We start from the raw sequence: 26205 nt of genomic DNA, 5'->3' as shown, positions 1-26205 counted from the left end.
TCAAGCACCCATTTGTCGATGCCTGTCTCCTGTGTCGGCGATACTGCAGCTTGTGCTTAACGGCATTCCAGGTTGCGCTCGTTGAAGTCCCTCACCTCGAAGCAGTAGTCAGACGCGATCACGGAGCAAGTCCAGGAGCGTCTCGAATACCGAACTCGTGCCGCAAGACTGCGCGCGCGGCGTAATAACCGGACATGCCGTGCACTCCCGCGCCGGGCGGGGTGGCCGCCGAACATAGGTATACCCTGGGAATTGGTGTGCGCCAAGGGTTAACGCGTGGCGTGGGCCCGGCGATCGCACGCCAGACGGAATTAGCGCCCACCGCGATATCGCCGCCGACGTAGTTGGCGTTGTGGTCGGCCAGCTGTGCAGCGGGCACGGAACGGGCCGCGACGACGACGTCGCGGAAGCCGGGTGCGAACCGCTCGACGACCCGCGTGACCGCCTCGGTCGCGTCGACCCGCGAGCCCGACGGCACGTGGGCGTACGTCCAGAATGGCCGGCGACCGGCGGAATCGATGCGGCCATGGTCGGCGAGGTGCGGACTTGCGGCCAGCACCATCGGCCAGTCAGCGTGGTGCCCTGCCGCGATGGCCGCCTCGGCTCGCGCCATCTGCTCGCGGGTGCCCCCGAGGTGAAGTGTCGGCGCCTGTCTGAGCCGGGTATCCGACCAGGGAATCTCGTCGCCGAGCACGAAGTCGACCTTTGCCACTCCCGATCCAAACCGATACCGGCGCAACGCTTTAGCGTACCGAGCCGAAATCGTGTCACGGTAAACACGTAACAGTGTGGTCGGTGCCGTATCGAAAACGACGATTTCGCCCGGAGGGCAAGGCGCAGAGGTGATCTCGACGCCTGATGCCAGCTCACTGCCATGTGCCCGCAGATCGGCGATCAGCGCGTCGGCGATCACCTGGCTGCCGCCCACCGGGATCGGCCAGCCGACCGAATGCGCGAGGGTGGCCAGCATCAGCCCCGCACCCGCCGACACCAGCGACGGCAACCGCGAAATGGCGTGGGCTGCAACGCCGGTGAACAGCGCCCGGGCATCGTCGCCCACCAGCGATCGCCACGCGGGCGTGCCCTGGGCCAGCATTCGCAACCCGAGATGCACGGTCGGCATCAGCGAAGTGGGAACCGAACGTTTGTCGCCGAGCATAACGTCCACGACGGCACCGGAATTCGTCACCAGCGGCCCGAGCAGGCGTCGCCAGGACGCACCGTCGTCCAACTCGGCACAGGTGCGGGTCAGGTCGCGGTAGGCGATCGCCGCCGGCCGATCCGGCAGCGGGTTGGCATACGCGATCTCTGGTACGGCCAGTGTCACACCGCGTGCGGGCAAATCGAACTCGGCGAAAAACGGCGACGCCAGCGCCAGGGGATGCACCGCCGAACACACGTCGTGCAGGACCCCGGGATATTCGACGTCAGCCGCGCTGCGCGCGCCGCCTCCAAAGGTAGGCTGGGCCTCGAGTACCTGTACTTTCAGGCCGGCTCGGGCGCAGATGACGGCCGCAGCCAGCCCGTTGGGCCCGCTGCCGACGACCGTGACGTCCACCCGTTGATTACAACCGACCGAGCCGATGGCGTCGACCCGCAGCGCCCGGCTCCGCCGCGCTCGCGGTCGCCGCTGGTTCGATGGCGTCGACCCGCAGCGCCCGGCTCCGCCGCGCTCGCGGTCGCCGCTACGCTGTCCGGGTGAACCTGCCTGTTGTGTTAATCGCCGACAAACTTGCCCAATCGACGGTCGCTGCCCTGGGAGACCAGGTCGAGGTGCGCTGGGTAGACGGTCCGGATCGCGAAAAGCTACTGGCCGCGGTGCCCGAGGCCGACGCCCTGTTGGTGCGGTCCGCCACCACCGTGGACGCCGAAGTGCTGGCCGCGGCTCCCAAGCTGAAGATCGTGGCACGCGCCGGCGTCGGACTGGACAACGTCGACGTGGACGCCGCCACCGCGCGCGGCGTGCTGGTGGTCAACGCCCCGACGTCGAACATCCACAGCGCCGCCGAGCACGCGTTGGCGTTGCTGTTGGCTGCGGCCCGGCAGATCCCGGCCGCCGATGCCACGCTGCGCGAGCGCACCTGGAAGCGGTCCTCGTTCTCCGGCACCGAGATCTTCGGAAAGACCGTCGGTGTCGTCGGATTGGGCCGCATCGGACAGTTGGTGGCGCAGCGGGTCGCCGCGTTCGACGCCCACGTCGTCGCCTACGACCCGTACGTCTCGCCCGCCCGCGCTGCGCAACTCGGCATCGAATTGCTGCCCCTGGACGACCTGCTGGCCCGCGCCGACTTCATCTCGGTGCACCTGCCCAAGACGCCCGAGACCGCAGGTCTGATCGACAAAGAAGCACTGGCCAAGACCAAACCCGGCGTCATCATCGTCAACGCCGCCCGCGGCGGCCTGGTGGACGAGGCGGCGCTGGCCGACGCGGTCGCCAGGGGTCACGTGCGTGCGGCCGGTCTCGACGTGTTCGCCAGCGAGCCGTGCACCGACAGCCCGCTGTTCGAGCTGCCGCAGGTGGTCGTCACACCGCACCTGGGGGCGTCCACCGTGGAAGCCCAGGATCGGGCGGGAACCGATGTCGCCGAAAGCGTCCGGTTGGCGCTGGCCGGGGAGTTCGTTCCCGACGCGGTCAACGTCGGCGGGGGAGTGGTCAACGAAGAGGTGGCGCCCTGGCTGGACCTGGTGCGCAAGCTCGGCGTGCTGGCGGCCGCCCTCTCCGACGGCATGCCGGTGTCATTGTCGGTACAGGTCCGCGGCGAGCTGTCCTCCGAAGACGTTGAGGTGCTGAAACTATCGGCGCTGCGCGGGCTGTTCTCGGCGGTGATCGAGGATCCGGTGACCTTTGTCAACGTCCCGGCGCTGGCCGCCGAGCGCGGGGTCTCCGCGGAGATCAGGAAGGCCTCGGAAAGCCCGAACCACCGCAGTGTCGTCGACGTTCGTGCGGTCGGCGCGGAAGGCTCCGTCGTGGATGTCTCGGGCACGCTGTATGGCCCGCAATTGACCCAGAAGATTGTGCAGATCAACGGTCGCCACTTCGACATGCGTGCCGAAGGGATCAACCTCGTCGTCCACTACGTCGACCGGCCGGGAGCTCTGGGCAAGATCGGCACTCTGCTCGGCGGGGTCGGAGTGAACATCCACGCCGCGCAGCTGTCCGAGGACGTCGAGGGTCCGGGTGCGACGATCCTGCTGCGGTTGGACCGGGATGTGCCGAACGAGGTCCGGTCGGCGATCGTGGCTGCAGTCGGCGCTGACAAGCTCGAAGTGGTTGACCTGTCGTGAAGCTCGCGGTCATCGCAGGCGACGGGATCGGTCCCGAGGTGGTGGCCGAAGCGGTCAAGGTCCTCGACGCGGTGCTGCCGGGCGTGCAGAAGACCAGCTACGACCTCGGCGCCCGGCGGTTCCATGCCACCGGCGAGCTGTTGCCGGACTCGGTGCTCGCCGAACTGCGCGAGCACGATGCCATCCTGCTCGGGGCGATCGGCGACCCGTCGGTGCCCAGCGGTGTCCTCGAGCGCGGCTTGTTGCTGCGACTGCGTTTCGAGCTGGACCACCACATCAATCTGCGGCCGGCTCGGCTGTACCCGGGAGTGAGCAGCCCCCTGGCGGGCAACCCCGAGATCGACTTCCTGGTGGTACGCGAGGGAACCGAGGGTCCCTACACCGGAAACGGCGGTGCGATTCGGGTCGGCACGCCCCACGAGGTGGCCACCGAAGTCAGCGTGAACACCGCATTCGGGGTGCGCCGAGTTGTCCAAGACGCGTTCGAGCGAGCCCAGCGGCGCCGCAAGCACCTGACGCTGGTGCACAAGACAAACGTGCTCACGTTCGCCGGCGCGCTGTGGTGGCGAACCGTGCAGGAGATCGGCGAGAAGTATCCCGACGTCGAGGTGGCGTATCAGCACGTCGACGCGGCGACCATCCACATGATCACCGACCCCGGTCGCTTCGACGTCATCGTCACCGACAACCTGTTCGGCGACATCATCACCGACCTGGCGGCGGCGGTGTGCGGCGGAATCGGCTTGGCTGCCAGTGGAAATATCGACGCGACCCGGACCAACCCGTCGATGTTCGAGCCGGTGCATGGCAGCGCGCCCGACATTGCCGGTCAGGGCATTGCCGATCCGACCGCGGCGATCATGTCGGTGGCGCTGCTGCTTGCCCACGTCGGCGCGGACGACGCCGCGGGCCGGGTGGACCGGGCGGTCGAAGCCTACTTGGCGACTCGGGGGGACGAACGACTGGCCACCACCGCCGTGGGCGACCGGATTGCCACGGCGCTCTAGCCTGCCGCTCGGGCGTGCGCGCGCGTGCTACGGCACAATCGGTCACGCCAGCAGCGGAAACAGTCCGCACACCGCGAAGGCCAGCAGAAAGCCGGACACCTCGGCTGCCTCGCCGAACACCGGCGGTCCGATTGCCGCGGCGAGTCGCTGGGTGGTGTTCTGGGCGCCCATCGCGCGTCCGCTCCAGAAGCGCCCGGCCAGCTCGGGGATCGCGGTGAACGCCAAGCCGTTGTCGAGCACGGTGATCACCGACGCGGCGACCATGAGCGCCACCGCGACAGCCGAGTACAGATGATCGGCCACCGCCAGCGACATCATCACCAGGGCAGCGGCGACGGCAATGATCCGGATGGGCCGCATTCGCGACCCGACATGGTCCGACCACCGCCCGGCGGCGATGCGGCCAAGCGCGCCCAGCAGTTGCGAGACGGTCACCAGAGTGCCGGCTGCCGCGATCGACCAGCCGTGGCTGTTGATCAACCAGACCAGCATGAACGTCAGAATCACCGTCTGCGGAACCATGAGCAGGGCAGACGCGAGGTGGATTCGCCACAGCACTGCCGTGCCGCGGTAGGGATTGGCCAACTCCGTGTGGTCGGCGGGCCGCCCCCACACTGCGCAAAGCAGCGCTGACAATACGCATACCGTTGCGGGGAATTCAGCGCAACCGAAATGGAGCGTTCGCCGAGCTCAGGGAGCACCAGCGCAGCCGATCCGATTCCCAGCGGTTGTACGGTCTGGCGGATTCCCATCGCCAGCCCGCGCAGCTCGGCGGGAAACCAGCCCGTTACCAGCCGGCCGCCCATTTCGGCAAGCCTCGCGAGGCGCCGCCGCCGAGCGATCAAATCGGTGGCGTCGGTGCTCGTCCGCCTCGTTTCGACGGCCCGAATGGGCCGGGCAGCCGCGGCCTGGTTGGCAGCTCGCGGGCCCGAATGGCTTGTCGCCGGCGATGCCGCCGAACCGATTGCCGCCGCGCCCGGGTCTCCAAGCCGGGCGGCAGCATGCGAGTCGGCACCAACGGCACCGCCGCCAGTGGGAACAATCCACACAGCCCCCAGGCCAGTGGATAGGCCGCCGTCGTAATAAGCGCACCGAACAGTGGGGGTGCGGCGGCCGCCACCAGGCGCTGGGTGGTGTTCTGGGTCCCCAGTGCGCGTCCACTCCAATAGGGTCCGGCGAACTCGGTGATCGCCGTTGCCTCCAACCCGTTGTCGAGTACCGCGATCACCGAGATGGCGATCATGAATAACACGTCATAGCGCGAACCGATCCTGTCGGCGAGCGCCAACAGGAACAGCGCCGATGCGGCGGCGACGGCGATAACGCGGACGGGTCGCATGCGTGAGCCGACGTGGTCTGACCAGCGCCCAACCGCGATCCGGCCCAGCGCACCCAGCAGCTGCGAAATGGTCACCAGACCGCCGGCCGCTGCGACCGACCAACCTTGCCGGTCGATCAGCCAGACCAACATGAACGTCACGGTCACCGTCTGCGGCATCATCAGCAGCGCCGATACCGCGTGGATCCGCCAGAACACCGACGATCCCCGATACGGACTGGCCAGCTCTTCGTCAGTGGCGACCTTGCGGGACTTGCGCGGCGCGTCGGCTACTCCGAGCAGGCTGGCCACCGCGGCCACGGTGCACGCAACGGCGGGAAACATCAGCCCGGCACGGGTGCCACCTTCGGCCAGCTCGGGTATGACCAGTGCGCCCAGCGTGATTCCCAGCGGTTGCGCGGTCTGACGGACGCCCATCGCCAGTCCTCGTTGATGCGGCGGAAACCAGCCCGATACCAGCCGGCCGCCGGCGCTGTTGCAGCTGGCGGCCGCCATGCCGCCCAGAAACAGGTAGATGCCCATCAGCGTCAGCGAGTGCACCGATGCGGCGGCATAGGCGGCCGCCGCAGTGAGAACCGAGCCCACGGTCATTACAATCCGCTCACCCACGCGGTCCAGGACGTAGCCCCACGCCACCAGCGTTACCACCATGCCCCAGCTGGGCATCGACGCCAACAGACCTGCCTCGGTCAGCGGGGTTCCGCGCGCGGCTTCCAGCCGGGGGATCAGGAAGGCAACGCCGTTGATGAAGAGAAACGAACTCGCGGTCACCAGCAGCGAGACGACCACGATCGACCAGCGTGCAAACAAGCTCAATTCGCCTGGGTCGCTCGGTTGACGCGGCATTGGCTCATGCTCGCACAAGCAGGCGCCTTCCGGCCGCCCGGAAAGGTCGCCGGCCCGACCGCCCCACGCGGCTGTCAATGACGGGCAAGAACTGGTCTCCGTTGAAGTTGGCCAACAGCATGTTCGGCTGCGCGGTCTTCCGCGCCGGGCGGGAGCAAGCCGACGGGCACTAAGGGCGCCGCGGCCAGTGGGAACAAACCGCACAGTGCGAACGCCGGTGGATATCCGCCGACCGTGATCATCGCTCCGAATGCCGGCGGGCCGGCCAAGGCCATAGCCGCTGGGTCGTGTTCTGAACACCCAGCGCGCGCCAACTCCAGAATTGTCCGGCGAATTCAGTGATCGCAGTGGCATCGAGCCCGTTGTCCATCACCCCGATGACCGAGACGGACACCATGAACGCCACCGCAAGCGGCGAATCGAGCTGATTGGCCAGGGACAACATCAGCAACGTGACGCTGGTGACGAGCGTGACAACGCGGACCGGGTGCATGCGCGATCCCACATAATCGGACCAGCGGCCGGCCACAATGCGGGTCAGCGCACCGAGTAGTTGAGTGATGGTCACCAGCGCACCGGCAGCCCGCACCGACCACCCGTGGTTGCCGGCCAACCACACCAGCATGACCGTCATCGACTGCGGCATCACGGTGGGCCGCGGTCCGGGGCTTGCGCGGCGGGTCGTGTGCGATCAGGGCGCCGACTACGGCCGACACCGCGCACGCCGATGCCGGAAACAGTAGGCCCCAAGCTTGGACGGTGCTCAGCGAGCCGCGGAATCACTAAGGCGCCCATGGGGATTCCCGACGGTTGCGCGGTCTGGCGGACCCCCATGGCCAGCCCTCGCTGATGCGCCGGAAACCACCCCGCCTCCAGGCGGCCGCAGGCGGGATTGCGGCTGGCCGCCGCCATCCCGCCCAAAGCCAAACAGTGCACCCATCGCCGCCAGCGAGTTGACCGACGCCGCGGCGGCAAAGGCGCTGACTGCAGTCAGCGCCGATCCCGTGGCGAGTACGGTGCGTTCGCCGATGCGGTCCGTTACATAACCCCAGGCGAATGGCGTGACCACCATGCCCCAGGCTCGGCATCGCCGACAGCAGACCCGCCTCGGCCAATGCGGTGCCCCGCGCGGCGTCCTGTGCGGGAATCATGAGCGGAACGACGTTGATAAAGGAGAACGCACTGGCGGTTACCGTCAGCGCAATCGCGACCATCGACCAGCGCAGCGCCTTGCTGACCGGCTCCGTGGCCATCAAGCCGGGCTCGCGACCGTCTGGGCCGACGACGACGGCCCGCAGCGCCCGGCTCCGTGGCCATCAAGCCGGGCTCGCGACCGTCTGGGTCCGACGACGACGGCCCGCAGCGCCCGGCTGCGCCGGGCTCGCGACCGTCTGGGTCCGACGACGACGGCCCGCAGCGCCCGGCTGCGCCGGGCTCGCGACCGTCGTTAGGCTCATCCGAATGCGCCTTGGTCGAATCGCCAGTCCTGACGGAGTCGCGTTCGTCAGCATCGAAGGCTCGCTAGACGACCCGGGGGGGATGACCGTCCGGGAGATTGCGGAACACCCCTTCGGTACGCCGACCTTCACCGGCCGCTCCTGGCCGTTGGCCGATGTCCGGCTGCTGGCTCCGATACTTGCCAGCAAGGTGGTGTGCATCGGCAAGAATTACGCCGACCACATCGCCGAAATGGGCGGCCAAACCGGCCCCGCTCCGGCCGACCCGGTCATATTCCTCAAGCCCAACACCGCAATCGTTGGTCCCAATGTACCGATTCGGTTGCCCGCCAACGCATCACCGGTTCACTTCGAGGGTGAGCTCGCGATAGTGATCGGCCGGCCGTGCAAGGACGTCCCAGCCGCCCAGGCCGCCGACAACGTCCTCGGCTACACCATCGCCAACGACGTATCCGCCCGCGATCAGCAGAAGGCCGACGGCCAATGGACACGGGCGAAAGGCCACGACACATTTTGTCCGGTCGGTCCGTGGATCGTCACTGACGTGAATCCCGCCGACCTGGAACTGCGCACCGAAGTCAACGGCGAAGTCAAACAGCAGGCCCGCACGTCGCTGATGATCCACGACATCGGGGCGATCGTGGAATGGATCTCGGCGGTCATGACATTGCTGCCCGGGGACCTCATTCTCACCGGAACACCGGCCGGAGTCGGTCCCATCGAAGACGGTGACACCGTCTGCATCACCGTGGAAGGCATCGGCACACTTACCAATCCCGTAGTGCGCAAAGGAAAGTCGTGACTGCAGCTGCTCCTGAAGAAGAAGAAACCCGCGTTCGGGTCCGATTCTGCCCGTCGCCCACCGGTATTCCCCACGTCGGCATGGTCCGCACCGCACTGTTCAACTGGGCCTATGCCCGTCACACGGGCGGCACCTTCGTCTTTCGCATCGAAGACACCGACGCCCAGCGCGACAGCGAGGAAAGCTATCTGGCACTGCTCGACGCGTTGCGCTGGCTTGGCCTGAACTGGGACGAGGGGCCCGAGGTCGGCGGACCCTACGGCCCATACCGTCAGTCACAGCGCACCGAAATCTACCGCGACGTCATCGCCCAGCTGCTCGCGGCAGACGAGGCCTACTACGCCTTTTCGACGCCCGAAGAGGTCGAGGCCCGCCATATCGCCGCCGGCCGCAACCCCAAGTTGGGCTACGACAATTTCGACCGTCACCTCACCGATTCCCAGCGCGCGGCGTACCTGGCAGAGGGTCGTCAGCCGGTGGTGCGACTGCGGATGCCCGACGCCGATCTCAGCTGGAGCGACTTGGTCCGCGGGCCCACCACATTCGCGGCCGGCTCGGTGCCTGACTTCGCGTTGACCCGCGCCAACGGAGATCCGCTGTACACCTTGGTCAACCCGTGCGACGACGCGTTGATGAAGATCACGCACGTGCTGCGCGGTGAGGACCTGCTGCCGTCGACTCCGCGACAGCTCGCGCTGTACCAATCCCTGATCCGGATCGGGGTAGCCGAACGCGTTCCTGAGTTCGCCCATCTGCCAACGGTATTGGGAGAAGGGACCAAGAAGTTGTCGAAACGCGACCCGCAGTCGAACCTGTTCGCGCACCGCGACCGCGGCTTCATTCCCGAAGGGTTGTTGAATTATCTCGCGCTGCTCGGCTGGTCGATCGCCGACGACCGCGATCTGTTCAGTCTCGACGAGATGGTGGCGGCGTTCGACGTGGCCGACGTGAACTCGAATCCGGCGCGGTTCGACCAGAAGAAAGCCGACGCGCTCAACGCCGAGCACATCCGGATGCTCGATGTCGAAGACTTCACCCGTCGGCTCCGCGATTACCTGGAAGTGCACGGCCATCGGATCGAGTTGGACGACGCCGCCTTCGCCACTGCCGCCGAGTTGGTGCAGACCCGGATCGTGGTGCTCGGCGATGCGTGGGATCTGCTGAAGTTCCTCAGCGACGACCAGTACGCCATCGACCCCAAAGCCGCCGCCAAGGAACTGGGTCCCGACGCGGCTCCGGTTCTCGCCGCGGCCGTGGCCGCGCTCGAAGATGTGTCCGGCTGGACCGCCGCCCCCATCGAGGAGGCCCTCAAGGCTGCGCTGATCGAAGGCCTGGATCTCAAACCCCGCAAGGCTTTCGGACCGATCCGAGTGGCCGCCACCGGGACCACGGTCAGCCCGCCGCTGTTCGAATCATTGGAGCTGCTCGGCCGCGACCGCAGCCTGGCGCGGCTTCGTTCAGCGCGCGATCGGGTCACCTGAAATGCGGCGTCGCGCAGAATAGAACCCGGGCGTGCGACTGGCCGGGCTAGTTTTTGGTAGTCTGCACGTCGGCCTACAACGGCAGGCAGCAGCGGTCCGCGGAGACCCGGCCATGGTTCCCAGAAACCACGCTGACCAGCGGTTTTAGGCGGCAGATGGGGTATGGTGTAATTGGCAACACAGCTGATTCTGGTTCAGCCATTCTAGGTTCGAGTCCTGGTACCCCAGCAAAGTCTCACCGACACGAACCGGATACCGAGTGATTAGGTGGGCTTACCGCGGTGAGCTATGCTGACAGCTCGGATCGGTTCTGGCCCCGTCGTCTAGCGGCCTAGGACGCCGCCCTCTCACGGCGGTAGCGTGGGTTCGAATCCCATCGGGGCTACAAAAGTCACTTTTCAGCCGCACCGGTCCCCAGCATGGTCGGTGCGGTTGAACCACCCACCGGCATGTGCGGCAGCCCCAGCTTGCGGTGGTCCCACGAGCGGGTGCGGTGACTGACGATGCGGACGCCGACGCGCTTGTTCATCATCTGGTCGACCATGGGCCTCAGTTCGTCGCTGTAGGGCCCAGTGTAGCGCTCCCACACGCTGACTCCGACGCGGAACAGTGCGTCGGGCTCGTCGACGATCTCGGCGACGCCTTCGAAGGACACCCCGCGCAGCGTGTCATAGGTGTCGCCGTCCTCGAGCAGGAAGCTCACCCGCGGATCGCGTCGGACGTTGACCGCCTTCTGCGATTTGGCCTTGGTCTCGAGCCAGATTTCGCCGTCGACCACCGCGTACCACATGGCCGTCAGGTGTGGCTGGCCATCCGGCCCGATGGTGGCCAGCGTGCCGGTGCGGCTTCTGCTGACGAAGTCGGCGATTTCCGCCTCGGTCATGACGATCTGCGCGCGCTGGTTGGTTCCCATGGCGTCAGTGTGTCAGGTGGTCATGACGCCCACGCGGCGGCGTCAGCGGGCTGGGTGGCGTCCCGGGGTAAGGCCGCTAGAGCCGGCGAGTGATCTCCTCCGCCGCCGCCAACAGGTCGGCGGCCCAACGCGCACCCGGGCGCCGCCCCATCCGGTCGATCGGGCCAGAGACCGATATGGCAGCGACCACGACACCGCGGTTATTGCGCACTGGAGCCGAAACGCTGGCCACCCCGGGCTCGCGTTCAGCCACGCTTTGTGCCCAACCGCGCCGGCGCACTTCGGCGAGCACCCGTTCGCTGAATTTGGCATGCGGCAACACCGCCTGTTGGGTCGCCGCGTCGCTATGGGCCAGCAGCACTTTGGCCCCCGAGCCGGCCGTCATCGGCAATCTCGCTCCGACCGGAACCGTATCGCGAAGGCCCGCAACCGGTTCCAGCGCAGCCACGCAGACCCGCGTGGTGCCCTCGCGACGATACAACTGGACGCTCTCGCCGGTGGTCTCCCGCAATTTCGGCAGCACCGGGTTGCTTGCGGCGAGCAGCGAATCGTTGACTTGGGCCGCGAGTTCGGACACCGCGGGACCAAGCCGCCACCGGCCTTCCTCGTCGCGGCCCAGCAGGCGATGCACCTCGAGAGCGGCTGCCAGCCGGTATGCGGTGGCCCTCGGCAGGCCGGTTCGGTCACAGAGTTCGGCCAGTCCGCACGGAGATTCCGCGATCGCGTGCAGCAGACTCACGGCTTTGTCGAGGACGCCGATACCGCTATGCTGTCTCATAACGAGATACTAACGTCTCATATTCTGAGACAACAGCCCGAACTGAGTGAATCGAGGCAATTCGTGATGGCAGTCGAGAATCGCAGGCCCCGCACGTTGGCGGAGAAGGTTTGGGACGACCACGTTGTGGTGTCCGGTGGCGCCTCTGAACAAGGAGACGGGCCCGACTTGATCTACATCGATCTGCATCTGGTGCACGAGGTCACCAGCCCGCAGGCGTTCGACGGTTTACGGCTGGCCGGTCGCCGAGTGCGGCGTCCCGACCTGACCATTGCCACCGAGGACCACAACGTGCCCACCGTCGATATCGACAAGCCGATCGCCGACCCGGTTTCGCGCACCCAGGTGGAGACGTTGCGGCGCAACTGCGCCGAATTCGGTATCCGGCTGCATCCGATGGGCGATATCGAGCAGGGCATTGTGCACGTCGTCGGACCGCAATTGGGCCTCACCCAACCGGGAATGACGATCGTCTGCGGCGACAGCCATACCTCGACCCACGGCGCATTCGGCGCGTTGGCAATGGGTATCGGCACTTCCGAAGTCGAGCACGTGCTGGCAACCCAGACGCTGCCGCTGCGGCCATTCAAGACCATGGCGGTCAATGTCGAAGGGCAACTGCCGCCCGGCGTATCGGCCAAGGACATCATCCTGGCGCTGATCGCCAAGATCGGCACCGGCGGCGGACAGGGTCATGTGATCGAATACCGGGGCGCCGCCATCGAATCGCTGTCCATGGAAGCCCGCATGACGATCTGCAACATGAGCATCGAAGCCGGTGCCCGAGCCGGCATGGTGGCCCCCGACGAAACCACGTACGAGTTCCTGCGCGGACGTCCGCACGCGCCGACCGGTGACCGGTGGGACGCCGCTGTGGCCTATTGGCGCCAATTGCGGACCGACCCCGGCGCCGTCTTCGACACCGAGGTGTACCTCGACGCCGCCTCGTTGAGCCCCTTTGTCACCTGGGGAACAAACCCCGGACAAGGCGTGCCGCTGGCCGGCGCGGTGCCCGACCCGGAGCTGATGGCCGACGACGCCGAGCGCCAGGCTGCCGAGAAAGCGTTGGCCTATATGGACCTTCGGCCCGGAACGGCAATGCGCGACATTGCCGTCGACGCCGTGTTCGTCGGGTCGTGTACCAATGGCCGCATTGAAGACCTGCGGGTGGTGGCCGATGTCTTGCGCGGCCGCACGGTGGCGCCGGGCGTGCGGATGCTCATTGTTCCGGGGTCCATGCGGGTTCGCGCGCAGGCCGAAGTAGAAGGCCTCGGCGAGATCTTCACCGCCGCAGGCGCTGAATGGCGGCAGGCGGGATGCTCGATGTGCCTGGGAATGAACCCGGATCAGCTCGCTCCCGGGGAGCGCTGCGCCGCGACGTCCAACCGCAACTTCGAAGGGCGACAGGGAAAGGGGGGCCGTACGCATTTGGTTTCACCGGCCGTGGCCGCCGCGACCGCGGTTCGCGGCACCCTTTCCGCGCCGGCCGATTTGAATTGAACTCAACGGGTTAGGGGAACAGCATGCAAGCCTTTCACACTCACACCGGCATTGGCGTGCCGCTGCGACGGTCCAATGTCGATACCGACCAGATCATCCCCGCGGTGTTCCTGAAGCGGGTCACCCGAACCGGTTTCGAGGACGGATTGTTCGCGAGTTGGCGCTCGGATCCGTCGTTCGTGCTGAACCTCAGTCCCTTTGACCGGGGCTCGGTCTTGGTCGCCGGGCCGGATTTCGGTACCGGGTCTTCGCGGGAGCATGCGGTCTGGGCGCTCATGGACTACGGATTCCGGGCGGTTATCTCATCTCGATTTGGTGACATCTTCCGGGGCAACGCCGGCAAGGCGGGGCTGCTGGCCGCCGAAGTCGACCAAGACGGAGTCGAACTTCTTTGGAAGCTCATCGAGCAGAGTCCGGGTTTGGAAATCACTGTCAATCTTCAAGATCGAAATATCACCGCCGGAACAGCGGTGTTGCCGTTCAGGATTGACGACCACACCGCGTGGCGATTGCTTGAAGGCCTTGACGATATAGCCCTTACGCTGCGGAAACTCGACGAAATCGAGGCTTATGAAGCGGCTTACCCAGCGTGGAAACCACGCACTATGCCCGGCTCGTGAAGGGTCGATCGATGCGGAATTTCGGCGGCCGCAACCCTCGGTAAAGCGGGCGGGCCGGGTTCATTTGGAGGCCGCGCCACCGGTCAAGGGCGGCAATCGGATTGCGAAAATTGCCGTTCCGGGGTCCCGAAATTGCGCGTGGCTCTTGGCGATTTGCCAGGTGAGGGTTTACCGTGTCCACTAGTCGGTTCCATTAACGAGGACCACTAGCTTCGGAGGGTTGGATGAACAAAGCAGAGCTCATTGACGTGCTCACACAGAAATTGGGCTCGGACCGTCGCCAGGCGACCGCCGCGGTCGAGAATGTCGTCGACACCATTGTGCGCGCCGTGCACAAGGGCGACAGCGTAACCATTACCGGATTCGGCGTCTTCGAACAGCGCCGCCGCGCGGCCCGTGTGGCTCGCAATCCCCGTACCGGCGAGACGGTGAAGGTGAAGCCGACTTCGGTCCCGGCGTTCCGGCCCGGCGCGCAATTCAAAGCGGTTGTGGCTGGGGCACAGAAGCTCCCGGCGGAAGGCCCCGCCGTGAAGCGTGGCGTGGGGACGAGTGCCGCCAAGAAGGCGGCGAAGAAGGCGCCCGTGCGCAAGGCCGCGACCAAGGCGCCCGCCAAGAAGGCCGCGACCAAGGCACCCGCCAAGAAGGCCGCGACCAAGGCGCCCGCCAAGAAGGCCGCGACCAAGGCGCCCGCTAAGAAGGCCGCGACCAAGGCGCCCGCCAAGGCGACCAAGGCAACGGCGAAGAAGACCGCCGCTAAGGCGCCGGTGCGTAAGGCGGCCACCAAGGCGCCGGCGAAGAAGGCCGCGGCGAAGCGGCCGGCCACCAAGGCGCCGGCCAAGAAGGCGACGAGCACCAGGCGCGGTCGCAAGTAAGTCAGTACACCGCCGATACCCTTTGGGTGGCAGCGATGCCGCCCAAAGGGTATCTGTGCGTTAGGCCGCGTTAGGCCAGCGTTAGGCCCGCACGTTGGCGGCCAGCGCGCCGCCGATATGGTCGGCCGCAATGAGCCGTCCGCCGGAGAGCGAAAGCACCCAGGTGCTGCCTTTGTGGTTGCGGGACTTGTCTGGGCGCACGGCGTCGCGGTCGCACCACCATGCGATGAGATCCGGAATTACCTTGCCCTGCGTGCAGATCACCGGCGTGCCCGGCTGCGCGGCGATCCGCAGCACCCGATGCCGGGCCCGTTTGGGGTTCTTGGCGTAGGACTCCTCGGTGAGGGCGCGTTCGTTGTGAATGCTCACGCCCAGTTCCTCGGCGAGCGGCTGCACCGTCTGATGGCAGCGCAGCCGGTCGGCGGCGTAGATGGTGCTGGCGCCGAAGGCCAGTAACTGCCCGACAAGCGCCTCCGCCTGCGCACGTCCTTTCTTGTCCAGCGGTCGCTTGGTGTCGTCGCCGCGGAAGCGGGACTTGCTGCCGGCGGTACCGTGCCGGACCACCAGCACCGTCTTGGTGTCCGCCGGCTGTTTGGCGAACCGGCGCAAGACCTTTCGATCCTGTGCATAGTCGATTCGCGCCATGGCGCCGGCGATCGGCAACCAGACCAGATCGTCGACTTCGCTACCGGGAACGAATTCCCCGCCGATGCGGCGCGCCGCCCAGTAGTAGACCTTTTTGACACCTTGGTCGATCGGGTAGCTAGTCATGGTCAGACGCCGGCCGAGGTGCACCTGCTGACCGGTCTCCTCGAACACCTCGCGCACCGCCGCCACCGCTGTCGTTTCCCCGGGATCCACCTTGCCCTTGGGTAGTGACCAGTCGTCGTAACGGGGACGGTGGATCACGGCTATCTCGACTGCTCCCTTGGCCTTTCCCGGCCGCCACAACACCGCGCCGGCGGCATACACGATCCTGCCCCCCGTACATCGGCGGACGGACGTGTTGGGGATCGACACGTTAACTCCTGCAGGTCAATTCGGCCTGGGCCGCTCGCGGTCGTGGATGTGGCACAAATCAGCGGAATCGCCACCCAGTGTCAGGGACTGCGGTGCCGCTCCATCAGCGATACCTGGTGGTCGCGGACACTGCGGCCGGCCTGGGGCGCCGCCGTCCATTGTCCGTCCGGGCCCAGCTCCCAACAGCGGGTGGCCGGGTCCAGCGCGGACTCGAACAAATCATCCAGCTGTGCGGTCAGCCTCGGATCCTTGACCTGAGCCATCACCTCAACACGCCGGTCGAGGTTGCGGTGCATCATGTCGGCGCTGCCGATCCAGAACTCGTCGATGGCGCGGAAATGCAGGATTCGCGAGTGTTCCAGGAAGCGGCCCAGAATGGAGCGCACGGTGATGTTTTCCGAGAAGCCTTCCGCGCCGGGACGTAACGCGCAGATGCCGCGCACCACCACCTCGGTGGGCACTCCCGCCCGCGATGCGCGGTAGAGCGCGTCGATGACCTGTTCGTCGACAAGGGCGTTCATCTTGAGCCGGATGCGCCCGTTACCGTTTTCCCGGTGTGCGGCCACCTCCCGCTCGACGCGGTCGATGATGCCGGTGCGAATCCCGTGCGGAGCCACCAACAGATTGCGATAGGAGAGCTTGCGCGAGTAACCGGTCAGCGAATTGAACAAGTCGGTCAGGTCGGCTCCGATATCGGGCGCGGCCGTCAACAGGCCGACGTCCTCGTACAGCCGGGCGGTCTTGCTGTTGTAATTGCCGGTCCCGACATGGCAATACCGCCGGATCAACGGGCCCTCGCGGCGAACGACCAACGCGGTCTTGCAGTGGGTCTTGAGTCCGACGATCCCGTAGGCCACGTGCACGCCGGCCTGCTCGAGTTGGCGTGCCCACCGAATGTTGGCCTGCTCGTCGAAGCGGGCCTTGATCTCGACCAGCGCGACCACCTGCTTGCCCGCTTCGGCGGCGTCGATCAAGGCCCGGACAATCGGGGAATCCCCGGAGGTGCGGTACAGCGTCTGCTTGATCGCCAGCACGTCGGGATCTGCGGCAGCCTGCTCGATGAACCGCTGCACGCTCGTGGAGAACGAATCATAGGGATGGTGCACCAGCACGTCGCCCTCGCGCAGCGTCGCGAAGATGCTCTTGGGTGTTTCCCGCTCGGCGAACGCGGGATGGGTGGCTGGAACGAATGTCCGGTCTTTGAGCGCCGGACGGTCCAGGCCGTAAATCTGCCATAACGACGACAGATCCAGCAGCCCCGGTACCTCGATGACGTCACCGGGATGGACGTCGAGTTCGCGCAGCAGCAACTCCAGCATGCCTTCAGTCATGTCGTCGGCGACTTCGAGCCGCACCGGCGATCCGAACCGGCGCCGCGCCAGTTCCCGTTCGAGCGCCTGCAGCAGATCTTCGTCGCGGTCCTCTTCGACTTCGAAGTCGGCGTTGCGGGTGATCCGGAACGCGTGATGCTCGACGATTTCCATTCCCGGGAACAGCACCGGAAGGAAGGCCGCGATGAGCTCCTCCACCGGCAGGAACCGGTGGACCGTTTGACCTTCGCCGCCTTCGCCATCGCTGTGGCCGACCAGCTCGACAAAGCGGTCGACGTTGTCGGGCACCTTGACCCGGGCGAAGTGTTGACCGCCGTCGTCGGGTTGGCGCACGGTGACCGCCAGGTTCAGGCTGAGCCCGCTGACGAACGGGAACGGGTGCGCGGGGTCCACGGCCAGCGGGGTCAGGACGGGGAAGACCTGGTCGTTGAAGTAGATCGACAGTTGCTCGCGCTCAGTGTCATTCAGATCGGCCCAGGTGATGATGTAGATACCCTCCTCACCGAGCGCCGGCAGCACCGAATCGAGGAACACCCGGGCGTGCCGGCCGGCGATCTGCTGGGTCTGCTCGCCGATCCGGCCCAGCTGCTCGCGCGGCGTCAAGCCGTCGGCGGAACGCACCGACAGCCCCATTTCGTCGCGGCGTTTGAGACCGGCCACCCGAACCATGTAGAACTCGTCGAGGTTGGACGCGAAGATCGCCAGGAACTTGGCTCGCTCCAACAACGGCATGGAGTTGTCGGCGGCAAGCGCCAGCACCCGGGCATTGAAATCCAGCCAGCTCAGCTCGCGGTTGAGGTAGCGGTCTTCGGGCAGCTGGTCGGTGATCGCCGCGGGGGTCGCAGCCGGGGGTGCCGTCAGTGCCGAGTCGCCTTGATGCCATGCACCTTCGTCTGGCTGCGCCTCTGTGACTGGACTGGTTTCGGTTTCGGTCACCCAGCGATCATTGCTTATCACCCGGTGACGTTGCCACCACCCGGTCGACATCAATCTGACGTTGGTGTGCCGTTCACGTTCGGACGGGCCCGCACCATCGGCTACCGGTGACCGATGGCTCGCGCGGTCGCCGGCCCGACGCCCAGGCGGCGCGCGGCCGCCAAGTCCGCCGGTGTGTCGACATCGCACCGCAGGCCGGGCCAGGCGCCGGTGAGCTCGACCGCACCCGAACGGCGGTGCCGCGCGGACGAATCCGCCCCGAACCGCGGGTCGAGTGCGGCGCCGAAGGCACACAGCGCGGCCGTTCCGGTGCCGCACCGGTCGGCGACGAAGCTGCGCTGGTGCTGGCGTGCCGCAGCGATCGCCTCGGCAAGCTCCTGCGGCTGTAGTGCCGGCAAATCACCTTGCAGCACAACAAGACTCGCTAAGGATCCGGCCATCGTGCGTTCGGCGACAGCGATGGCGTTGTTGAGCGGGTCGGCATCGTCTTGCGGCGTCGGGTCGGCCAGCACCTTGGCGCCGAGCCCGGCTGCCGCAGCCGCGGCAGCCTCGTCGGGGGTGATGACGGTGATCGAGTGCAATGCGCGCACGCGAGTTGCCGCGGTCAGCGTGTCGACCAGCATGGCCAGTACCACATTCTCCCGCGTCCGCGCCGAGAACACCGGGGCCAGCCGGGTCTTGGCGGCCGCCAACCGCTTGACGGCGATGATCAAGCCGACATCACCGCTACCGTCGGCCCGTGTGCCGCTCATGAAGGTCATCCTGCCAGCGCCGGTTTCGGGGTGAACGGTGAGCGTCGGGCTGGACATGGCGGCGGCCAGCTGCCGGGTCTACTGTGTAGCGGCTACAGCTGCCATAACGGACAAAAGGGGGTGCGGATGGCCGGCATGGGTACCGTTGCGGTGATGGGGGCCGGCGCGTGGGGCACCGCGCTGGCCAAGGTGTTGGCCGACGCCGGTGGTGAGGTCATCCTGTGGGCCCGACGAGCCGACGTCGCCGAGCAGATCAACAGCACCCGATACAACCCCGACTATCTGCCCGGCACGTTGCTGCCCCTCGGCATCCGCGCCACCCCTGAGGCCGAGGAGGCGCTCAGCGGCGCGGCTACAGTCCTGCTGGGCGTTCCGGCGCAGACGCTGCGCGCCAATCTGGAGCGGTGGGCCGGCTTGTTGCCCGAGGACGCGACCCTGGTCAGTTTGGCCAAGGGCATCGAGCTCGGCACCCTGATGCGGATGAGCCAGGTGATCACCGCGGTGACCGGAGTAGACCCGGCACACGTCGCGGTGATCTCCGGGCCCAACCTGGCCAGTGAGATCGCCGAGTGTCAGCCGGCGGCCACCGTCGTCGCATGCAGCGACTCCGGCCGGGCGGTCGCCCTGCAGCGTGCGCTCAACAGTGGCTACTTCCGTCCGTACACCAACAGCGATGTCATCGGAACCGAGATCGGCGGCGCGTGCAAGAACGTCATCGCGCTGGCCTGCGGGATGGCCGTCGGCGTCGGGTTGGGCGAAAACACCGCGGCGGCCATCATCACCCGCGGGCTGGCCGAGATCATGCGGCTCGGGATCGCGCTGGGCGCCAAAGGCGCGACACTGGCCGGGCTGGCCGGGGTAGGGGACCTGGTCGCTACCTGCACCTCACCGCATTCCCGCAATCGGTCGTTCGGGGAGCGACTGGGCCGGGGCGAGACCATGGAATCGGCGTTGCAGCACCGCGACGGCCATGTCGTCGAGGGGGTGACGTCGTGTGAGGCGGTGCTCGCGCTGGCGTCCAGCTACGACGTCGAGATGCCGTTGACCGACGCCGTGCACCGGGTCTGCCATAGGGGGCTGTCGGTGAATGAGGCGATTGCGCTGTTGTTGGGTCGCAGCACCAAACCCGAGTAGGGCAGCCGCATGTTGTCGAGCCTGTAATTGTGCAGGCCGCTACTCGCACTTCCGCTGCGAAATTACAGGCTCGGCGCATCGTCGTCGGGCAAGCGCGCGGGCGGGCGGAGGGCGGGAGCCGGGTGCCGTCGCGCCCCACCCGGTAGCCTCTGAGGTTGTGAGTGCCACCGACCGGCGTGCCCGGGTTGCCGTCGTGTTCGGCGGCCGCAGCAACGAGCACGCCATTTCCTGCGTGTCGGCGGGCAGCATCCTGCGCAACCTGGACCCGCAGCGGTTCGAGGTGATCGCGATCGGCATCACGCCGCAAGGCTCGTGGGTGCTCACCGACGGCAACCCCGGGGCCCTGGCCATCGCCGACCGGCAACTGCCTGCGGTCAGCTCCGAATCGGGCACGTTGCTGGCGTTGCCCGCCGACCCGCAGTGGGGCGGCCGACTGGTGTCGTTGCCGCCGGGTGCCGGTGAGGTATTGGCCTCCGTCGACGTGGTGTTCCCGGTGCTGCACGGCCCCTACGGGGAGGACGGCACCATCCAGGGACTGCTCGAGCTTGCCGGTGTGCCCTATGTCGGGGCCGGTGTGCTGGCCAGTGCCGCCGGCATGGACAAGGAATTCACCAAGAAGTTGCTGGCCGCTGACGGGCTTCCGGTCGGGCCGCACGCGGTGCTGCGCCCGTCGCGGCCGGCATTGAGTCGCGCCGAATGCGAGCGGCTCGGGCTGCCGGCATACGTCAAGCCGGCGCGCGGCGGCTCGTCGATCGGTGTCAGCCGGGTGTCGAGCTGGGATGAGCTGCCCGCCGCCGTCGCCGAGGCGCGTCGCCACGATCCGAAGGTGATCGTCGAGGCCGCCGTCAATGGCCGTGAGCTGGAATGCGGTGTGCTCGAATTCCCGGACGGCACGGTGCAGGCCAGTACGCTGGGGGAGATCCGGGTGGCCGGGGTGCGCGGACGCGAGGACGCCTTCTATGACTTCGCGACCAAATACCTCGACGACGCAGCCGAGCTGGATGTGCCCGCCAAGGTCGACGACGACGTCGCCGACGCGGTGCGGGACCTGGCGATCCGCGCGTTCCATGCCATCGACTGCCAGGGCCTGGCCCGGGTGGACTTCTTCCTCACCGAGGAGGGCCCGGTGATCAACGAAATCAACACCATGCCGGGGTTCACCACGATCTCGATGTACCCCAGGATGTGGGCGGCCAGCGGCGTCGACTATCCCACGCTGTTGGCGACCATGGTGGAGACGGCGCTGGCCCGGGGAGTGGGCCTGCGCTAACCGGTTGGCGCCGGGTCGATCGGCACGGCCGCGATGGTGCGGTCGATGACCTCGGACAGCTCCTGGATCGGCGTCGGCCCCGACCCTGCCGGCAACGTCAGGGCCAGGTACACCGGACGGTCGACCGTGTACCAGGTGGACCTGCCGTCCGATGAGGTTTCGTCGGTCACCCGGAACCACTGCACCCGGTCGACGATCTGGATCGGCGCGCCCACGACGAAGTCGGCCGGGCGGTCGAGGCCGCAACGCATGATGACCGGCTCACGGCCGGGCCCGGAGCTCCACGCGCTCGCGCCCTCCGGGGCCGGTTGCGCAATCGGCACCCGCTGATAGTCACCCAGGCGCTGCGGAAGCGCGGCCGTCAGCGTATGGCAGGCGGCACTGCCGGCTTGTGGGGCCGGCAGTGCCGCAACGGTGACCGGTTGTTGCCGGGGGTGGCGGATCGCCGCGATCACCAGGATCACCCCGACCGCCGCCACGGCCAGTGCCGCAGCCGCAATGATCAGGATGCGTGGCGGACCGTCTGCTTCGGCTTCGGGGTTGCGAAGGGCGTCGCCCGTCACCTGGCCGGCCACCTCCGACTCACCTTGACTGCCCGGCTGTCCCAGGGCCACCGACCTCCCGCCCGGATGTTCGAGTCGCCCGAGCTCATACACTAACGCGGTCCACCCGGGCGGGCAGGGAACCCGGGTGAGACGTCCCGCAGGAGGTGGCGTGCGCGAGGACGCATCGGGGGAGTCTCCGACGCTGCAACAGCTCGGGGAGTTCGCCATGATCGACCGGTTGGTGGCCGGTCGCCGTCAGCCTCCTGTCGTCGAGCTCGGGCCGGGCGACGACGCCGCGGTGGTCGCCGCCCCCGACGGCCGCGTCGTGATGTCGACCGACATGCTGGTGCAGGACCGGCACTTTCGGCTGGACTGGTCGACACCCCACGACGTCGGCCGCAAGGCGATCGCCCAGAACGCTGCCGACATCGCGGCCATGGGCGCGCGCTGTACCGCGTTCGTGGTGAGCTTCGGGGCGCCCACCGACACACCCGCGGCCCAGGTAAGCGCCCTGGTCGACGGGATGTGGGACGAGGCGGACCGAATCGGCGCCGGCATCGTCGGAGGCGATCTGGTTCGCTGCCCGCAGTGGGTGGTGTCGGTGACGGTGCTGGGGGACCTCGAGGGACGCGCACCGGTGCGGCGCTCCGGCGCCAAACCCGGCTCGGTCGTCGCGGTGGCCGGTGACTTGGGCCGCTCGGTGGCCGGATATCAGTTGTGGCTCAACGGGATTGACGGATTCGACGAGCTACGGCGGCGTCATCTGGTGCCGCAGCCGCCATATCGGCAGGGCGTGGCGGCCGCCGCCGCGGGGGCTCAGGCCATGATCGACATCTCCGACGGCCTGGTCGCCGATCTGCGCCATGTCGCGCAGGCGTCCGCGGTCGGTATCGACGTGTCGACCGCGGCGCTGGCCCACGACCACGCCGCGTTGACCGCGGCCGCCGACGTCGTGGGCGCCGATCCGTGGCACTGGGTGCTCGGTGGCGGCGAAGACCACGCCCTGGCGGCGTGTTTCGCCGACGCGGTGCCGGCCGGTTGGCGCGTCATCGGGCAGGTGGTCGACGGTCCGCGCCGGGTGCTGGTCGACGGCAACGAATGGGGCGGATATGCGGGTTGGCAGTCGTTCGATTGAGTACGCCATTGAGTAGGGTGACGCGGTGACCGGCTACGCGATCGCCCAGCTGAGATTCACCGATCGGGCAGCATATGACCGGTACCAGACCAGGTTCATGGAAGTGTTTCGTCGTCACCCGGGAAGGTTGCTTGCTGCCGACGAGTCACCCCAGGTGATCGAGGGGCAGTGGGACCGTCAGAAAGTGGTGCTGATGTCGTTTCCCGACGAGGCCACAGTCCATGGTTGGGCACAATCGCCTGAGTACCAAGAGATTTCGAAAGACCGCCGGGCGGATGCCGATACCGCGGTGCTCCTCGCGCAAGGCCTGCAGTGAGCGCACGTCCGCTGAGCGAACTCGTCGAGCAGGGCTGGGCCGCCGCGTTGCACCCGGTGGCCGACCAGGTGGCCCAGATGGGGCAGTTTCTGCGCGCCGAGATCGCGGCCGGCCGCAAATACCTGCCGGCGGGGCCGAACGTATTGCGCGCCTTCACTTTTCCATTCGACCAGGTGCGGGTCCTGATCGTCGGGCAGGATCCGTATCCGACACCCGGACATGCGGTGGGACTGAGCTTTTCGGTAGCCCCCGAGGTGCGTCCGCTACCGCGCAGCCTGGCCAATATCTTCGAGGAGTATGCAGCCGACCTGGGCTATCCGCAGCCCTCGTGCGGTGATCTGACGCCCTGGGCGCAGCGCGGCGTGATGTTGTTGAACAGGGTGCTGACCGTGCGCCCGAGTAATCCGGCGTCGCATCGGGGTAAGGGCTGGGAAGTGGTGACCGAGTGTGCGATTCGAGCGCTGGTCTCGCGGTCGCGGCCCCTGGTGGCCGTCCTGTGGGGGCGTGACGCGTCGACGCTCAAACCGATGTTGGCCGCCGGGAAATGTGTCGCCATCGAATCGCCGCATCCGTCGCCGCTGTCGGCGTCGCGGGGGTTCTTCGGCTCACGGCCGTTCAGCCGTGCCAACGAGCTGCTTGCGGGGATGGGTGCCGACCCGATCGATTGGCAGCTACCGTGACCGAGGTGAGGGGGCTGCGGGCGCATCGGTGAGGATTTGTCGACCGGCTTCTGCTTCGGGCGAGCGTGCAGCCGTTGTGAATCCGCCGGCGAGATCTCGCCAGCAGTTACACGTTCGACGCGGCGCCAACAAGCCTGCCGGTTCCTTGACGACGCGCGTGCGAGAGATTCGTCAGTGACCATTTCGGCCGCCTTCTTCCCACGGCCAAAAACTTCCCGCATTGGTCACGCCAACTGACTCACATTCCAACAATTCGGCAACATCGGCAGCTGCGGGCCGGCCCCCGCCTCGCCACCGCCCAGCGTGGCCAAACCGGCAGCGTGTGCGGGGCTTCCTGGTGGCCCGGTGCCGGCAAACCGGAGGGCGCCCGCACCGTGATCCGAAGCCGCCAGCGGCACCGGCGCGGGCGAGCAACTGCCGGCCGTTGCGACCGACACCAACTGCGCTTGTGACAACACGGTTGTGGGCTCAACAGCACCGACCGCTACCCCCGCCACAGGTGTGGCGACCATACCCGCCACAGCGCTCACGCTCGAGCTGGCGGAAGCAGCCGAAACCGGCAGTGCCGTCGCCGCGGCTACCGGACCCGCCAGGGTGGGAAGAATCCCAAGGTTCAGCCCCATGATCCATTGGATCACCAGATTGCCGACTTCATAACCGAAGACGAAAGGAAGAAACACAGTAGCGAACGTTTCTATTCCAACAGTGAGCCACGCGAGCTCCAGATATGCGAGGGCTTCAAGCGCCAAATGCGTGTTGCCAATCAAGACCAAGTATCCAATAAATAACAAGACTATTGGTGTGTAGAAAGCCATCATGAGTGTGAAAATTGCAAGGGCTGGAACGGCGAGAATTTCGGTGCCAACGACTTTGATCATGTCCCACAAGATCTGCCATATCGGAAAGGGCTGGTAGCTGATGACGTGCTCAGCGCCGGCTACGATATCGCCGGCCAGACCGGTGCCGGGTTTGATAATGATTGGTGCCGGTGGGGTGTGTGGCATCGACGCCAATGCGGCGGCAGAGACTGCGTCGTAAACGCTCATCGTGGTTGCGGCCTGAATCCACATCCGCACATAGTCGGCCTCATTGAGTGCTATCGGGATGGTGTTCACGCCAAAGAAATTCGTCGCCAGCAACACCGCGTGGGTAGTGTGATTGGCGGCTAACTCCGGCAGCGTCGGCATCGCTGTCACCGCGCTGACGTAGGCGGCTGCCGCCGCCTGATGTGCCTCCGAGGCTGCGGCGCTATCGGTGCTGGCCTGAGTCAGCCATCTCACATACGGCGCGTAGGCGGCCACGCAGATCTCCGCGCTGGGCCCCTGCCACGCCCCAGCCTGCATCGCGCCCAACATCTCGGTGAGTTCTGCAGCCACAGAAGCATATTCGGCGCTGAGAGACACCCATCCCGCGGCGGCGGCCAGCAATGGTGCGGGACCGGGCCCGGCGTTGAGCAAGGCCGAATGAACCTCCGGCGGCGAAGCCAGCCACACCGGTGCCGTCATGCCGAACCCCCGCAGCTCCCGCACGGGGCCGCTATCACGTGATCGGTGCAATCTGTCCCAGTCGCGCTGAACCCGACTCCGGAGCAGCCCTCCGCCGCTTGCGCCGTCGCCGGCGTCATACCAGCACGGGTCGCAGCCGGCTGAGCCGCCGACGCCTGCACCACGCCTGCAACGGCGGCCAAAGTTTCAACCACGCATATCGTCACAGCCGCACCTCTTCCCACAACATTCCGACTACCTGCACCTTCGTTCGCGACGGGCGTTCAGTGGGCTGATCACCTACGGAGCCAACGTGTTTGATCACCGTCCAGGAGCCGGTGGTCAGGCCTGGCGGTATCTCGCTTACCGCGTCCCCGCCTTCCCGGGATGTGATCGCCGACACGCAAAAAGATGCCGGTGGCAAGTGTTGCTGTCAAATATCGATCTGCTATCGATCGATGGACAGAAACAATTGACAGCGGGTCGGTTTGATGCTGAGGGTTCCCGGCGCTACGGCGCCGTCAGTCTTTTTGTGGCTCAGGCTGTTTGACGATGGGGAGCCATCGTCCGGCAAAGGCGCCCCGGCTGTGTTGCATCAGGGTGCGGCCGGGTGCATCAGGACCCGGCATTGGGCCTAGCCCGATCAGGCTTGATCCACCGACGGGCCCGGCGTTAAGCGCACCGAAGCGTGCCACCGGCCTA

The 26205-nt window shown here is 66.9% G+C and carries 22 protein-coding genes, 2 tRNA genes and 2 pseudogenes; 14 read left to right on the top strand and 12 right to left on the bottom strand.

All coding sequences use genetic code 11. The features are described 5' to 3' along the window. Positions 1-118: 118 nt before the first annotated feature. Positions 119-1558, bottom strand: a complete 1440-nt coding sequence (locus AWC07_RS02995; RefSeq protein ID WP_036411942.1) for a phytoene desaturase family protein — start codon at positions 1556-1558, stop codon at positions 119-121. A gap of 140 nt (positions 1559-1698) precedes the next feature. Between AWC07_RS02995 and serA the strand changes: the two genes are divergently transcribed. Next, entirely contained in the window at positions 1699-3285 is a 1587-nt protein-coding gene (gene serA, locus AWC07_RS02990; RefSeq protein WP_036411944.1) for a phosphoglycerate dehydrogenase, read from the top strand. Further along, positions 3282-4292 (top strand): 3-isopropylmalate dehydrogenase, encoded by a 1011-nt coding sequence (locus AWC07_RS02985; protein WP_036411947.1) that lies wholly within the window; start codon positions 3282-3284, stop codon positions 4290-4292. The genes serA and AWC07_RS02985 overlap by 4 nt, the downstream gene beginning before the upstream one ends. Before the next feature lie 42 nt (positions 4293-4334). Here the strand turns inward: AWC07_RS02985 and AWC07_RS02980 are convergent, their stop codons facing one another. From AWC07_RS02980 to AWC07_RS28370, 4 genes and pseudogenes are all read right to left on the bottom strand, one after another. Further along, on the bottom strand, positions 4335-4928 hold the full coding sequence (locus AWC07_RS02980) for an MFS transporter (RefSeq protein ID WP_244187453.1): 594 nt from the start codon (positions 4926-4928) through the stop codon (positions 4335-4337). 205 nt (positions 4929-5133) lie between these two features. Then, positions 5134-6477, bottom strand: a complete 1344-nt coding sequence (locus tag AWC07_RS02975; protein ID WP_036411948.1) for an MFS transporter — start codon at positions 6475-6477, stop codon at positions 5134-5136. Between the two features lie 74 nt (positions 6478-6551). Continuing rightward, positions 6552-7730: pseudogene (locus AWC07_RS02970) on the bottom strand (MFS transporter). Positions 7731-7829: 99 nt separating this feature from the next. Next, positions 7830-7922: pseudogene (locus AWC07_RS28370) on the bottom strand (hypothetical protein); the annotation flags it as partial. Positions 7923-7938: 16 nt separating this feature from the next. Here AWC07_RS28370 and AWC07_RS02965 point away from each other — a divergent pair. The 4 genes from AWC07_RS02965 to AWC07_RS02950 all read left to right on the top strand — a co-directional run bounded on the left by AWC07_RS02965 (position 7939) and on the right by AWC07_RS02950 (position 10602). Continuing rightward, positions 7939-8736, top strand: coding sequence for a fumarylacetoacetate hydrolase family protein (locus tag AWC07_RS02965; RefSeq protein WP_036410604.1), 798 nt, complete (start codon positions 7939-7941; stop codon positions 8734-8736). Then, a complete protein-coding gene (gene gltX / locus AWC07_RS02960) occupies positions 8733-10217 on the top strand; it encodes a glutamate--tRNA ligase (protein ID WP_084293379.1) in 1485 nt (494 codons plus the stop codon). Before AWC07_RS02965 ends, gltX begins: the two co-directional genes overlap by 4 nt. A gap of 156 nt (positions 10218-10373) precedes the next feature. After that, positions 10374-10445: transfer RNA gene (locus tag AWC07_RS02955), tRNA-Gln, on the top strand. 84 nt (positions 10446-10529) lie between these two features. Then, positions 10530-10602 (top strand) — tRNA-Glu (locus AWC07_RS02950). A gap of 6 nt (positions 10603-10608) precedes the next feature. Here AWC07_RS02950 and AWC07_RS02945 read toward each other — a convergent pair. After that, entirely contained in the window at positions 10609-11130 is a 522-nt protein-coding gene (locus AWC07_RS02945; RefSeq protein WP_036410608.1) for a PPOX class F420-dependent oxidoreductase, read from the bottom strand. Positions 11131-11206: 76 nt separating this feature from the next. Then, on the bottom strand, positions 11207-11908 hold the full coding sequence (locus AWC07_RS02940; protein WP_036410611.1) for an IclR family transcriptional regulator: 702 nt from the start codon (positions 11906-11908) through the stop codon (positions 11207-11209). A 66-nt stretch (positions 11909-11974) separates the two neighbouring features. Between AWC07_RS02940 and leuC the strand changes: the two genes are divergently transcribed. The 3 genes from leuC (at position 11975) to AWC07_RS02925 (ending at position 14900) form a co-directional block, all read left to right on the top strand. Beyond that, positions 11975-13408, top strand: coding sequence for a 3-isopropylmalate dehydratase large subunit (gene leuC / locus AWC07_RS02935; RefSeq protein WP_036410613.1), 1434 nt, complete (start codon positions 11975-11977; stop codon positions 13406-13408). A gap of 23 nt (positions 13409-13431) precedes the next feature. Then, a complete protein-coding gene (gene leuD, locus AWC07_RS02930) occupies positions 13432-14028 on the top strand; it encodes a 3-isopropylmalate dehydratase small subunit (RefSeq protein WP_036410614.1) in 597 nt (198 codons plus the stop codon). 224 nt (positions 14029-14252) lie between these two features. Continuing rightward, positions 14253-14900, top strand: a complete 648-nt coding sequence (locus tag AWC07_RS02925; protein ID WP_036410617.1) for an HU family DNA-binding protein — start codon at positions 14253-14255, stop codon at positions 14898-14900. An 81-nt stretch (positions 14901-14981) separates the two neighbouring features. Here AWC07_RS02925 and mutT1 read toward each other — a convergent pair whose 3' ends face one another. The 3 genes from mutT1 to cofC form a co-directional block, all read right to left on the bottom strand. Then, positions 14982-15920 (bottom strand): 8-oxo-(d)GTP phosphatase MutT1, encoded by a 939-nt coding sequence (gene mutT1 / locus AWC07_RS02920; RefSeq protein WP_036410619.1) that lies wholly within the window; start codon positions 15918-15920, stop codon positions 14982-14984. Positions 15921-16000: 80 nt separating this feature from the next. Further along, positions 16001-18208: an RNA degradosome polyphosphate kinase gene (locus tag AWC07_RS02915; RefSeq protein ID WP_085104948.1), complete on the bottom strand. Its 2208-nt coding sequence runs from the start codon at positions 18206-18208 to the stop codon at positions 16001-16003. Positions 18209-18288: 80 nt separating this feature from the next. After that, positions 18289-18939: a 2-phospho-L-lactate guanylyltransferase gene (cofC, locus tag AWC07_RS02910; RefSeq protein WP_036417197.1), complete on the bottom strand. Its 651-nt coding sequence runs from the start codon at positions 18937-18939 to the stop codon at positions 18289-18291. A 126-nt stretch (positions 18940-19065) separates the two neighbouring features. Here cofC and AWC07_RS02905 point away from each other — a divergent pair, with 126 nt between their 5' ends. Together AWC07_RS02905 and AWC07_RS02900 are read left to right on the top strand one after the other, a co-directional pair. Beyond that, on the top strand, positions 19066-20073 hold the full coding sequence (locus AWC07_RS02905) for an NAD(P)H-dependent glycerol-3-phosphate dehydrogenase (protein ID WP_036417180.1): 1008 nt from the start codon (positions 19066-19068) through the stop codon (positions 20071-20073). Between the two features lie 157 nt (positions 20074-20230). After that, the gene (locus AWC07_RS02900) at positions 20231-21343 is read left to right on the top strand and encodes a D-alanine--D-alanine ligase family protein (RefSeq protein WP_036417182.1); all 1113 of its coding nucleotides are present in this window, start codon (positions 20231-20233) and stop codon (positions 21341-21343) included. On the opposite strand, the gene AWC07_RS02895 is transcribed toward AWC07_RS02900, so the two are convergent. Continuing rightward, entirely contained in the window at positions 21340-21906 is a 567-nt protein-coding gene (locus AWC07_RS02895) for a DUF3515 domain-containing protein (RefSeq protein WP_036417199.1), read from the bottom strand. The two genes, AWC07_RS02900 and AWC07_RS02895, sit on opposite strands and share 4 nt — an antisense overlap. 151 nt (positions 21907-22057) lie before the next feature. Between AWC07_RS02895 and AWC07_RS02890 the strand changes: the two genes are divergently transcribed. From AWC07_RS02890 to AWC07_RS02880, 3 genes are read left to right on the top strand one after another with little or no spacing between them, the layout of a single operon-like run. Beyond that, complete coding sequence (locus AWC07_RS02890) at positions 22058-23023, top strand: thiamine-phosphate kinase (protein ID WP_036417184.1); 966 nt, start codon at positions 22058-22060, stop codon at positions 23021-23023. A 25-nt stretch (positions 23024-23048) separates the two neighbouring features. Continuing rightward, the gene (locus AWC07_RS02885; RefSeq protein WP_036417186.1) at positions 23049-23339 is read left to right on the top strand and encodes a DUF1330 domain-containing protein; all 291 of its coding nucleotides are present in this window, start codon (positions 23049-23051) and stop codon (positions 23337-23339) included. Then, entirely contained in the window at positions 23336-24019 is a 684-nt protein-coding gene (locus AWC07_RS02880; RefSeq protein WP_036417188.1) for a uracil-DNA glycosylase, read from the top strand. The genes AWC07_RS02885 and AWC07_RS02880 overlap by 4 nt, the downstream gene beginning before the upstream one ends. 224 nt (positions 24020-24243) lie before the next feature. On the opposite strand, the gene AWC07_RS02875 is transcribed toward AWC07_RS02880, so the two are convergent. Beyond that, entirely contained in the window at positions 24244-25524 is a 1281-nt protein-coding gene (locus AWC07_RS02875) for a PPE family protein (RefSeq protein WP_036417201.1), read from the bottom strand. Positions 25525-26205: the final 681 nt, after the last annotated feature.

This window comes from Mycobacterium gastri, from assembly GCF_002102175.1.
GTDB classification, from domain to species: domain Bacteria; phylum Actinomycetota; class Actinomycetes; order Mycobacteriales; family Mycobacteriaceae; genus Mycobacterium; species Mycobacterium gastri.
The sequence above is the reverse complement of the archived record's forward strand: the minus strand, read 5'-3'. Positions and strand labels throughout refer to the sequence as shown.